Genomic DNA, 11381 nt, shown 5'->3' with positions numbered 1-11381 from the left:
TCGAAGATGGCCGTTACTCGTTCGCGTGGAAAATGGACTATTGCCGCGCTTGGCCTGCTAGCGCCTCTTCGAGGCAGCGGATGATCTCGTCGCCGCTCGAGGGTTTTCCAAGATAGCAATGTGCGCCTGCCGCCATCACGCGCTGGCGCACCAACTCGCTCGGAAATGCGGTCATGAAGATGATGGGAAAACGACGACCCGAGGCAACCAGCTGCGCTTGCAACTCATCGCCTGTGATAACAGGCATCTGAATGTCCGCGATCATGCATGTCGGATCGTTTCCCGGCGATTGGCGCAGGAATTCGGCCCCGGACGCATAGGCGTGAGCCTCGTAGCCGAGCGAACGCACCAGGCTTGCGAGTGACGTGCGAACGCCTTCGTCGTCGTCCACGATTGCAATCACCGGGGTCTTGGCCATTGGCACACATCCTGGCCGCAATGTTCCGCAAGGAGGATATCTCCCATTGCGCGGCCGATGGCACCTTATGCCCCGCTGGGCGGTCCCACCGAAATTATACTCAGGTTTGGTCCGGGGTCCTGCGGATCTGGGAAACCCCGAGCGCCTCGGCCTGGCGAACCAGCTCGGCCAGCGATCGGGCCCCCATCTTGCGCATGACGTTCCCGCGATGGATCTTGACCGTGATCTCGCTGAGGCCGATCAGGCCGGCGACCTGCTTGTTCATCAGCCCGGCCGTGACATGGCCCATCACCTCGCGCTCGCGCGCCGTCAGGGTCTCGTAAAGGGCGCGGATATCCTCCTTTGTCGCGGCCTCGGCCCGGCGCAGCGCATCGCGCTCGAGCGCCACCGTCACGGCATCGAGCATGTCCTGATCGCGAAATGGCTTGGCGAGGAAATCGACCGCACCCGCCTTCATGGCGCGCACCGACATCGGAATGTCGCCGTGGCCGGTCATGAAGATGATGGGATATCTGATGCCCTGCCGGGTCAGTTGGCCTTGGAGATCTAGCCCGCTAACGCCCGGAAGCCTCACGTCCAGCACGATGCAGCCCGGGCCCTCGGGCAGCGTGCCGCCGAGCAGCTCGGCCGGTGAGCCGAACAGGCGCGTCTCCAGACCAACGGATCGGAACAGGCTGTCGAGCGAGGCCCGAATGCCTGCGTCGTCATCGACGATCATGACGACCGAGCTGGATGGTTGGGCCGGTGGAGACGCTTGGTTGGGTCGTGTCATGGCGGGGCGTGTTGTTGGCTGAATGGCAGTGTTAGGTGGAACGTCGCCCCCGAGCCGGGGATGCTCTCTGCCGACAATTGGCCGCCATGAGCTTCCACCGTCGTTCGGGAGATCGCAAGTCCCATGCCCATTCCTCCGTTTTTCGTCGTGAAGAACGGGTCGAACAGGCGCGGCAGGTCGTCAGGGCGGATACCGGGACCACTGTCCTGCACCGTAATGGCAAGGTTTTCGGCCTGGGCAATGCCGACGCGCAACGTGACGACGCGGGAACCGCTTTGGCCCGACATGGCCTGGCCGGCGTTGATCAGCAGATTGACGAGAACCTGCTGGAGCTGGATCCGGTCGCCGCGAATCGGCGGTAAGCCGGCCTCGATCTCGACGGTGAGGACAACGTCGTCCTTGGCGAGCTCGCGCGCGACAAGTGAGGTTGCCTCCTCGATGATGTCGCCGATCTGCAGCATGTCCTGCTGGGGCGGTGCCTTCTTCAGGAAGGTTCGAATCCGGGCAACGATCTCGCCGGCACGGCGGCCCTGGGCGACGACGTGATTGATGGTCGTTGCAACCTCCCTCAGATCGGGCACGTCGCGCCGCAGCCATCGCAAGCCGGCCTCGCCACTGGTGACGATTGCTGCCAACGGCTGATTCACCTCGTGGGCAATGGAGGCGCTGATCTCCCCGAGAGTGGCGACGCGCGCGGCGTGGGCGAGGTCCGCCTGTGCCGCGAGCAGTGCATCCTGAGCCTGCCTGCGCTCGGTGATGTCGACGACGAAGGCGAGTACGTTGCGATCTCCGTCGGGCCCCGCCGGGAAGGAAATTGTGAACAGTACCGGAATCTTGCGTCCATCCAGCCTGATGAGTTCGGTCTCGCCTTCGTAGAATGGCTCGCCTTCCGCGAACGCCACCAATGCGCCGACGAACTTCCGGTCGCTCCGGTCCAGGAGCTTGTCGATATTCGCGATGAAGACGGAAGAGCTGCTGGCTCCGACCATCTTCTGCAGGGCGGGGTTGACGTTCGTGATCTTGGCGAGCGGCCTGACCTGCCAGAAGAAATCGGGATTTCGCGAAAGATGGTCGCGCAAGCCGGCCCCGTCGAGGTTCAACGCCGTCAGCGCTTTTCGGAGGTCGCTCCAGTCCTCTTCGGCGACGCCGATCCGGCTGGCGTCGAACATCCGGCGGTAACGTCGCTCGCTTTCGACCAGCGCGCCGTGCGCCATCATGCGTTCGGTCACGTCGGTATGCGTTTCAAGCACTGCGACGGGCTTGCGCAGATGGTTGTGCTGCAAGGCCCATCGGGTATCGACGGTGATTGCGGCGCCACCCTTGGTCCGCTGCTGCACCCGGCCTTCCCATCGGCCGGTGTCGATCAAGCCGGCCTCGATGACGTCTCGCTGGTCGGGATATGTGGTTTGCAGAAGCTCGTCGGCGATCTTTCCAAGGGCCTCGTCGGCTGACCAGCCGTAGGTCTGCTCCGCGGCCTTGTTCCAGAAGGTGATCACGTTTGCGCGATTCCTGACGAAGATCATATCATGCGACAGGTTGAGCAGGCGCGCCTGCGCCGCCAGGCGATTGGTCGCGGTGTGATTCTGGAGCGCAAGCACGGTGGTGATGGCGATCGCCGCGAGGCTCACCAGCGCACGGAGGGCGGGCGAGGCGATAGATTGCAGGCCGTGCGAGAGCAGATAGGCCGCTATCGTCAGGGCGGCACAGCCGGTGGCAGCGACCAAGATGTCGTGGCGCCGGTTCGTCCTCGCCGCGAGCAAGATGGCGACGACGTAGAGCACCGCGACGGCGCCTTCGAGCGGCGTCAGGACATCGACCAGGAAAACCGCGACGGCGAGCGCAGTAGACCAGATCCGCAAGCCGGTGCGGCTCATCGATGGCCCCGTGGCTCGGTCAACTATCGTCATTGTCGCTGGTCGTCGTTCGCTTCATTCGAGCGGCGTTGATGCCGCGATTTGATCGCGCCGACAACATCCTGCCGCGTGATTTTCGTGCTCTCTTGGAAGACGCTCAGTGCGTCGAATCCGGTGCGAATGCCGGCAAGGGCCGTTACTGAAGCAAAACAAGGGCACTTCGCGATCCTGCTGGTCTGTGGCGCTCGGCGAGCGCGTCAACTTACCGCAGGCGGAGGTCGATCGCCCATCAGGGCGATTCGGCATCCGTGGCGAGGCCGCGCGGGATGGCTGTGCCGCGATCATACCTAGGTATGACCCGATCACCCCGAGAACCTATCGATGCACCCCCGCGTAGAATGGAGCGCGTGGACCGGCGAATTATTCTTCTCATGACATTCGGACAGGCCGGTTCGGCCCTGCCGGATCGAAATGGGACAAGGAGATTCGACGATGTCGCTGCAGATGTCACACCAGCAAGCCGCCAAGGATCATGTCGTTCGCGGGATCGACGTCTCGGCAATCGATCGTCGTCGGCTAGGCCCGTCGGGCCATGTCGAGTGGTTCGACGACGACGGGACGACGCTGTCTCTCGTTCATCTCGACGTGGCCCTGGCGGTCGAGGCATCTGCGGGCGATATCGAGCGATCCGCCGATCGCGTGCCCAGCTTCAGAGTCTCCGCCAAGCGTCTTGCGAGTGTATCGGACGGGAGCGAAGAGACCTCAGTGGATTTTACGGACCCCGTCATGCGGCGTCTCTCTGACGCGCTCGCGGCGACCGAAGCCACGCATGACGCTCATTCCGCCATCCTGGCGGATGCGTTGCGGCTGGCGATCCTTACCCGCCAGTTCAGTCGCCAGGCGCGTGACGAGTGCGCCGAACTCGATCGCGCTGCCGGTGAGTACGGTGATCATGTCGGTCGGACCGTACGGTCGCTGCAGAAATGGCGCCTCAGGCGTGTCATGCAATACGTTGACGAGAATTTGAATGTAAGGATCACGCTGCAGGACCTGGCGACGGTCGCCGGCCTCAGCAGGATGCATTTCGCCGCGCAGTTCCGCGCAGCTGTCGGCGTTCGGCCTCACGAATACCTTCTGAAGCGTCGCATTGCGCGCGCTCAGGAACTGCTCGCGCAGGCCGACGCATCTCTCGTCGACGTCGCCCTGACGGTCGGCTTCCAGACGCAGGCGCACTTCACCACGGTGTTCAAGCGCTTCACCGGCGATACGCCTCATCAATGGAGGAGCGCCCATCTTGCGCAGCTTGCGCCGCTACCGCGCGCGGGAGCCAACAGGTCATGACCATCATCGGAATTGAGGCTCTGGTGCTACCGCTGGCGGGCATCCATTCGGTGCTGACGCACCAGGAGCTGATGGGGACGGTCGAGTTCGTCCGCGCTCTCGGCAGCTCGTATCGCCTGGCAGCGTCAGAACCGGGGGCGAGTCTCTTCTATAGCCGCTTCGCCTTCGATTTCTGCAGGATCGTCGTGGCTTGCGTCACGCGATAGGCAGAGCGGGGTTCAGCCGGCCGATCGAACAATCGGTGATAAGAACCTGACCGAGTGCGCAGACCCGACATCGGGTCTGCTTCAAGACGACGGTCAACGCACGTGTTCGATATGAGCCCGGATCGCCTGTCGCTCTGCATCGATCCAGCCATGCTGGCGCGCCTTGGCTACCATCTCCGCATAGCGCCGATCCCAGCTTGCGTCGTCAGGGCGGCCCGCCAGCGTGGGGACCAGATCGATCGAGACAAGCGCATCACGATCGTCGAGAAGCGTGATCCCCTTCCAGCCCTGCGTTTCGGGATTCGCGTCGGCATGCAGCGCCAGCTTGAAGTTGCGGAAGTCGAACGGCTCGGTGAGCCGGACAATGCCGCCGTCGAAGCATTCGATGATCACGATGCCGCTCCCGTGTTCTGGCCCTATGGCGACGATGCCGGTTTGGCGTCGCCGGAGCCGCCTATGTTTGAGGCAAGGCCCGCAGCGCGCCCTGAAAATTGACGAGAGGATCGCCGTCCCCGCCGCGCGTCGCCACGATCCTGCCGATGAAGAGACCGTGCGTGCCGACCATCTGGTGATGATGCAGCACGCATTCCAGGATGCCGATCGCCGGTTCGAGCAGCGGCACGTCGAGGACGCCTTGGGCCCATGGCGCCGTCGCGAAGCGGTCAACGCCCTTGGCGCCGCCGGCAAAACGCAACGCCAGATCTTCCTGTCCGCTGCCGAGGAGGCTGATGCCAAAGCAGCCATTGGCGAGGATGGCGGCATGCGTTTCGGAGCTCGCATTGACGCCGACGAGGAGACAGGGCGGCTCCATGCAAAGCGAGGTGACGGAGCTGACTGTCAGCCCGCGCCGTGTGGTCCCTGTTCCCGTCGCCACGATCGCGACGCCGCTCGCGAGGTTGCGCATGGCCAGGCGGAATTCGGCAGCTTCGACTGAGCGGACATCGGTCATTTGAGAGATCTGGCATCCCATGACGTACCTCCGGGCTCGCCCTGGCGCCGCGCTATGCCGAAACCGCATCGCCCGCGATCGTGCCGCGCCCCGCAGGGGCGGATTTCAGCTCTTTCCGGATCGCGGGGATGATCCTGCTGCCCCACAATTCGATCTGGCGCAGCATTGTGCGCTGATCGAAATCGCCGAGCTGGGTCTGAAGCGCGATATGGGTCGGCTTGAGAATGCTGATCTCTTCCAGCATACGGTCGATCACCTGGTTGACGCTGCCGACGGGCAGGTTGCTGCGCATCGTTTCCAGGCTCATATCGTTCGGGCCGGCTTCTTCCTTGATCAGATAGCCGTCGTCGCTCTGGGCGCGTCGGAACTTCAGGCTTTCGGAGAGCCGGCGCTGAAAGCGCGCATTGTCCAGATAGGACTGGATCTCGCTGTCATTGTCGCTGGCATAGGCGCAGCGCAGGAAGCCGAAATGCGTGTCGTCGATGGAACGGCCTTCCGTGGCCGCGATCCCCTCGAGACGTTCGCGCAACGCCTTGATGGCGTCGAGGCCGTTGAGCAGCGCGGTGACGAACAGATTGTGGTTGTCACGGATGGCGCGGCCGAGGGTTTCGCCATGGCCCGACGTGACCCAGATCGGCGGCATCGGTTTCTGCACCGTGCGCACGGCGATCGCGGTCGGCGGCATTTTCAGGTGCTCGCCGTCATAGGAGAAGATGCGCTCGCGCATGCCGGCCTGGAGCACGTCGTAGAACTCGGCGAACAGGGCGTGCGAATGATCAAGATCGACTCCGAAGCGATCGAACTCGAATTTCTGGTAGCCCGAGCCGATGCCGAGATCGAGGCGGCCGTTCGAGACGGTGTCGGCAAAGCCGATCTCGCCGAGCAGTCGCGCCGGGTTGTACAGCGGCAGCACGCAGACCGCAGTGCCGAGGCGGATGCGCCTGGTCAGGCCGGCGCAATGCGCGACCATCATCAGCGGCGAGGGGCAGAGGCTGTAATTGTTGAAGTGATGTTCGGCGTACCAGGCCGTGTCGAAGCCGGCGTGCTCGGCGGCAACCGTCTGCTCGACGGCGTTGTTGATGACCTGCTGCGAGCTTTGATGATAGCCGCGCTGCTGCGCCAGAATGAATACGCCGAATTCCATCGGTTGCGTCCTCCACCGGATTGCTTCTCGGCCGCGCTTGCGGCCGCCCGTCGCTTTTGCGACGCGTTCTCAGCAAGCTAGGGCCTTGAGATTTTTCGAACAATTGACGTATTCTAAGCATGTCCTTTGCAAAATCTGAAAAGATCGAATGAATCGCCTTCAGGCCATGGAATTGTTCGTCAGCGCCGTCCGTGAGGGCAGCTTTTCCGCGGCCGGGCGCCGCGTCGGACTCTCGCCGGCGTCGGTGTCGCGCTACGTGGGCGAGCTCGAGGCGCAGCTCGGCGTGCAGCTGTTGAACCGCAGTACGCGCCATCTCGGATTGACCGATGCTGGCAAGATCTTCTTCCAGCGCACCGAGCAGGTGCTGCACGGCATCGAAGATGCCGAAGCCGCGGCGCTTGCGCTTCAGACTGCGCCGCGTGGAACGCTGCGGGTGCACTCGCGGACGCTGTTCGGCATCAAGGTGCTTTCGCCCCTGATACCGGGCTTTCAGAAGCTCTATCCGGAGCTGAAGGTGGAGCTGCGTCTATCCGAGCGGCGTCCCCAGCTTCGTGAAGATGAATTCGACGTCGACTTCCAGATCCAGGCGGCGAAGGACGCAGGCCTCATGCAGCGAAGGCTGCTGAGGAGCGAGCGGATTCTCGTGGCTTCACCGGACTATGTCGGCCGGATGCCGAAATTGCGCGAACCGGAGGACATCACCCGCCACAATTGCCTGACCTACTGGATGGGTCCCGACGACGTGGTCTGGAAGTTCATGCGCAAGAACAGGCTGCGCGAGATTGTCGTGCCTTCGTCCTTCAGTAGCAACAACGGCGTGGTGCTGTGCGATCACGCCGTTTCCGGGCACGGCATTGCCCTGCTGGACGACTACACCGTGGCGGAGGAGTTGAAGAGTGGGCGTCTGATCCGCCTGCTGCCGGGCTTCCGGGTGACGAACTCCACCTTCGACGAAGGCATCTACGCGACGTTTCTCCAGAGCAGCTATCTGCCGGAGAAGATCAGGGTGTTCGTGGACTACATGGCGGAGAACGTGCCAAGGCAGATCAAAAGATCGCAGTAATCGAGGAGGGGCTTAGCCCGAAGTAAACCGGTGCGCCGGCAGTCCGCGAACGCCGAGGCCTTCGACCGCGAACAGGCCGCCGGCATCCGGGTGATCGTCGGCGAGCGCGTGGCTGCGCGAGATCGATGTCACGTAGAGAACGTCGAGATCGAGCCCGCCGAAGGTGATGCTGGTCGGATGACGGATCGGCATGTCGATCGTCCGCACCATCGTCCCGTCAGGCGCAAACCGCGCGATCTTGCCGATGCGCACGAGGACGGACCAAAGGTAGCCTTCCGAGTCGATCGTTCCACCGTCGCAACCTGAGCGATGCGCCTCCGTATCAACGAAGACGCGCTTGTTCGCGAGGGGACCATCCGCCCTGTAGTCATAGGCCCAGATAATCCGTCTTGCGCTGTCGGCGAGATAGAATGTCCGGCCGTCCGGGCTGAAGCACGGTCCGTTGCTCACGGCAAGGTCGGTCTCCAGCAGCTCCACCGCGCCTGTTGCGTCCAACCGGTAGAGACCGCCCAGCGGCGTCTCACCCTGGGCGCGGTCACTGTGCATCGTGCCTGCCAGGAAGAGCCCATGGGGATCGGCCTTTCCGTCATTCAGCCGCAGCTTCGGGTGGTCGAGCCCGATCGACGGCCCTTCGGTCAGTGTGCGCTTGTCGAAATCGTGACCGGCAAATCCGTGGCGCATGGCCAGCACCGCGCCGCCATCGTCTCGCAGGGCCATCGAACCGATCGGCGCAGGCACGCTGAACGCGTCCGCCGCACCGGTGGCGGGATCCCGCATGCGGATCAATCCGGCCAGCGCGTCGATCCAGAAGAGGCACTTCCGTCGCTCATCCCATACCGGGCTCTCGCCGAGTTGGTCCTTTGTCGCGCCGATGCGCGTAATCCGGATCGCGCTCATGGTTCCTCTCGAAGGGGTCGCCGGGCTTGACCGATCGGTCTGTGAAAAACTAGTTTCATTCCAGGGTTCTCTGGTTGGCGCCGGGCCGCCGAATGGATTGCAGGCTTCATGACTGAACTGTCAACGATGAAGGACGGCGTTGCGAACCAGGCGGAGGCCTCCGACCGCGTGCTGCAGATTCTTGCCGAAGCCGGGCGGCTGTTCGCCAGCAAGGGATTCGAGGGAACGTCGATGCGCGACATCGCGCTCGCCTGCGGCATCTCCAAGTCGCTCCTCTACCACCATTTCGCCAACAAGGACGAGATCTACGCGCGCGTGGCGGTCGGCTCGACGCTCGAGCTCTATCTGTTCGTGCGCGACCGGATTCCCGACGGGCCGCCGTCGCAGAAGATCCGCGCGTTCATGGTCGCCACGGCCGAATACTTCCGGCGCTATCGCTGGGCCTGGATCGCTTCCACGACCGCCTTCTGGAACGATCCCGATCGTCACAGGCACAAGGAGCGGCTGACGCGCCGCGACCGTTTCGAGAATTTTCTCCGCGGCCTGATCCAGGAAGCCATCGATGCCGGCGAAATCCGCAAGGTCGACGTTCCCATGACCGGGCGGCTGGTCCTTTCCTCGCTCAACTGGATGCATCGCTGGTACAATCCCAACAAGTCGGCGACCCCCGAGCAGATCGCGGATATCTTCTTCGACATGATCTTCAACGGGCTGCGAAGCGGCGAATTGGTCGAGCTTCCCGGCGCGGTGCCGCCCAAGGAGCCGCCCAAGACAGGCCGGCGCAAGTCGCGCTGAGCGGCGGCTGGCAGCCGGGCCTCATTCCAACACGATGTTTTGCGCTTTGATCACCGGTCCCCAGAGCGCGGCATCCTTGGTCAACTGCGCGTCGAGCCGGTCCGGTGCGCCGAGATCGGTGATCAGGCCGTCGGTCTCGAGTTGCTTTGCGATCTCGGGCTTCTGCATCGCAGCGTTGGCCGCCGCGTTCAGCCGCGCGATCGCATCGCGCGGCGTGCCCGCCGGCGCGTGCAGTGCGGTCCAGAATGATGCCGTCAGGTCGGGATAGCCGGATTCGGCCAGGGTGGGGATCTCCGGGAAACTCGCCATGCGCTTGTCCGAGGAGACCCCGAGGATGCGAAGCTGACCGCTGCGCGCGTGCTCGATGACTGCGGCGGGCGTTGCGAAGTTGAGATCGCATTCTCCCGACAGCGTTTCCATGATGGAGGCCGGATTGTTGCGATAGGCGACGTCGGTGACGGCAAATCCCATCGACTTGCTGATCATGATTCCGAACAGATGCGTGACGCTGCCCGGACCGAGGGTGGCATAGAACAGCGGCTTGTCGCGTCCCTTGGCATAGGCGACGAAGCTCTTCACGTCGGAGACGGGCGTCCGCGCGTTGACGGTCAGCGACAGCGGGCCGTTGCAGAGCATGGCGACTGAGGCGAAGTCCGCGAGCTTGTAGGGCAGGTTCTTGCGCAGCAGCACGTTCAGCGAAATCGGGCCGGTGCCGCCGGCCAACAGGACCGATCCGTCCTTCGGCGCGCGCGCGACATATTGCGATCCGACGATGCCGTTGGCGCCGGGCTTGTTGTCGACCAGAACCGGCTGGTCCAGGCTTTCCGCCATCGCCTTCGCGATCGAGCGCATCAGGCTGTCGATGGAGCCGCCGGGCGCATAAGGCACGATGATGAAAACCGTTTGCGAGGAGCGCGCTCTCACGATGCCAGGTGCGGCAAGCGGAGCGGCGAGGGCGCCGGCGATCAGAGTTGCCGCTTGGCGTCGGCTGATCCTGGGCATGCGAGTCCTCCTCAAGGGCGTTTTTCGATTGCACGTGAATCTATCGACTGACCGATCGGTCGGTCAATAGAAGATCGGCAGGATATTGCCAGCTCCGACGTTCGGTGCTATCACCGCGAAAAGCTGACCGATCGGTCAGGAGACAACAAGCAGAAGCCCAGGAGGAAGCCATGTCAGAAGATATCGTCACTCTCGAAGTGTCCGATCACATCGCGCTGGTGACGCTGAATAGGCCTCCCGTGAATGCGCTCGATCGCGCGATGCGCGATCGCATCGTGGCCGTGTTCGACGAGATTTCCGAGCGCAGCGACGTCAGGGTCGCAATCCTGACCGGAGCCGGGAAGGTGTTCTGCAGCGGTGCGGATCTGAAGGATCGCCCGGATCCGACCAAGATCGGCGCGTTTCACAGCCACAACCGGATCACGCGCGAGACCGGCAATTGCATCCGCGAATGCTCAAAGCCTGTCATTGCGGCAATCAACGGCGTTGCGCTGGGGGCCGGTGTCGGCCTGATGGCCTCCTGCGACATCTTCTACGCCAGCGAAGAGGCCGTGTTCGGCATGCCCGAGATCAATGTCGGGCTCGCCGGAGGTGCGGCCATGCTGAACACCTTGTTCGGCCGCTCCCTGATGCGTCGCATGTTCTTCACCGGCAATCGGGTGCCGGCCGCCGAGCTCTACCGCCTCGGCATCATCGAGGCCTGCACGACCAGAGAAAACCTCATCCCCGAAGTGATGAAGCTCGCCCGGGAGATCGCGTCCAAGAGCCCGATCGCGATGGAATACGCCAAGAACGCCGCGAACATGGTCGAACTGATGCCGCCGCGCGACGCTTATCGCTTCGAGCAGAACATCACTATGGCGCTGTCGAAGACCGAAGACGCCAAGGAAGCGCGGATGGCGTTCCTGGAGAAGCGCGCACCGGTGTTCAAGGGGCGCTGA

General features: G+C 63.4%; 13 protein-coding genes. 5 read left to right on the top strand and 8 right to left on the bottom strand.

Annotated elements, in window-relative coordinates; all coding sequences use genetic code 11:
• Positions 1 to 37 precede the first annotated feature (37 nt).
• The 3 genes from RAD10_RS20395 to RAD10_RS20385 all read right to left on the bottom strand — a co-directional run bounded on the left by RAD10_RS20395 (position 38) and on the right by RAD10_RS20385 (position 3064).
• Positions 38 to 418, bottom strand: coding sequence for a response regulator transcription factor (locus tag RAD10_RS20395; protein ID WP_461618968.1), 381 nt, complete (start codon positions 416 to 418; stop codon positions 38 to 40).
• A gap of 100 nt (positions 419 to 518) precedes the next feature.
• Positions 519 to 1190: a response regulator transcription factor gene (locus RAD10_RS20390; RefSeq protein ID WP_461618967.1), complete on the bottom strand. Its 672-nt coding sequence runs from the start codon at positions 1188 to 1190 to the stop codon at positions 519 to 521.
• Complete coding sequence (locus RAD10_RS20385; protein ID WP_461618966.1) at positions 1187 to 3064, bottom strand: ATP-binding protein; 1878 nt, start codon at positions 3062 to 3064, stop codon at positions 1187 to 1189. The genes RAD10_RS20390 and RAD10_RS20385 overlap by 4 nt, the downstream gene beginning before the upstream one ends.
• A 450-nt stretch (positions 3065 to 3514) precedes the next feature.
• On the opposite strand from RAD10_RS20385, the gene RAD10_RS20380 reads away from it, so the two are divergent.
• Both RAD10_RS20380 and RAD10_RS20375 read left to right on the top strand, forming a co-directional pair.
• Entirely contained in the window at positions 3515 to 4384 is an 870-nt protein-coding gene (locus tag RAD10_RS20380; RefSeq protein WP_461618965.1) for a helix-turn-helix domain-containing protein, read from the top strand.
• Positions 4381 to 4590: a hypothetical protein gene (locus RAD10_RS20375; RefSeq protein WP_461618964.1), complete on the top strand. Its 210-nt coding sequence runs from the start codon at positions 4381 to 4383 to the stop codon at positions 4588 to 4590. Before RAD10_RS20380 ends, RAD10_RS20375 begins: the two co-directional genes overlap by 4 nt.
• A 93-nt stretch (positions 4591 to 4683) precedes the next feature.
• On the opposite strand, the gene RAD10_RS20370 is transcribed toward RAD10_RS20375, so the two are convergent.
• The 3 genes from RAD10_RS20370 to RAD10_RS20360 all read right to left on the bottom strand — a co-directional run bounded on the left by RAD10_RS20370 (position 4684) and on the right by RAD10_RS20360 (position 6683).
• The gene (locus RAD10_RS20370) at positions 4684 to 4983 is read right to left on the bottom strand and encodes a hypothetical protein (RefSeq protein ID WP_461618963.1); all 300 of its coding nucleotides are present in this window, start codon (positions 4981 to 4983) and stop codon (positions 4684 to 4686) included.
• A 61-nt stretch (positions 4984 to 5044) separates the two neighbouring features.
• Positions 5045 to 5539 carry a flavin reductase family protein gene (locus RAD10_RS20365; protein WP_461618962.1) on the bottom strand — a complete coding sequence of 165 codons (495 nt, stop codon included), beginning with the start codon at positions 5537 to 5539 and terminating at the stop codon, positions 5045 to 5047.
• Between the two features lie 52 nt (positions 5540 to 5591).
• The gene (locus RAD10_RS20360; protein WP_461618961.1) at positions 5592 to 6683 is read right to left on the bottom strand and encodes an LLM class flavin-dependent oxidoreductase; all 1092 of its coding nucleotides are present in this window, start codon (positions 6681 to 6683) and stop codon (positions 5592 to 5594) included.
• A gap of 148 nt (positions 6684 to 6831) precedes the next feature.
• Here RAD10_RS20360 and RAD10_RS20355 point away from each other — a divergent pair, with 148 nt between their 5' ends.
• On the top strand, positions 6832 to 7746 hold the full coding sequence (locus RAD10_RS20355; RefSeq protein ID WP_461618960.1) for a LysR family transcriptional regulator: 915 nt from the start codon (positions 6832 to 6834) through the stop codon (positions 7744 to 7746).
• A 12-nt stretch (positions 7747 to 7758) separates the two neighbouring features.
• On the opposite strand, the gene RAD10_RS20350 is transcribed toward RAD10_RS20355, so the two are convergent.
• A complete protein-coding gene (locus tag RAD10_RS20350) occupies positions 7759 to 8643 on the bottom strand; it encodes an SMP-30/gluconolactonase/LRE family protein (protein WP_461618959.1) in 885 nt (294 codons plus the stop codon).
• 108 nt (positions 8644 to 8751) lie between these two features.
• Between RAD10_RS20350 and RAD10_RS20345 the strand changes: the two genes are divergently transcribed.
• Entirely contained in the window at positions 8752 to 9438 is a 687-nt protein-coding gene (locus tag RAD10_RS20345; protein ID WP_461618958.1) for a TetR/AcrR family transcriptional regulator, read from the top strand.
• A 21-nt stretch (positions 9439 to 9459) separates the two neighbouring features.
• Here the strand turns inward: RAD10_RS20345 and RAD10_RS20340 are convergent, their stop codons facing one another.
• Entirely contained in the window at positions 9460 to 10440 is a 981-nt protein-coding gene (locus RAD10_RS20340; RefSeq protein ID WP_461618957.1) for a tripartite tricarboxylate transporter substrate binding protein, read from the bottom strand.
• Positions 10441 to 10610: 170 nt separating this feature from the next.
• On the opposite strand from RAD10_RS20340, the gene RAD10_RS20335 reads away from it, so the two are divergent.
• Positions 10611 to 11381 carry an enoyl-CoA hydratase/isomerase family protein gene (locus tag RAD10_RS20335; protein WP_461618956.1) on the top strand — a complete coding sequence of 257 codons (771 nt, stop codon included), beginning with the start codon at positions 10611 to 10613 and terminating at the stop codon, positions 11379 to 11381.

This window comes from Bradyrhizobium sp. 23AC (assembly GCF_054863025.1).
Note: the sequence above shows the minus strand (reverse complement) of the source record. Positions and strands in the feature narration are given on the sequence as shown.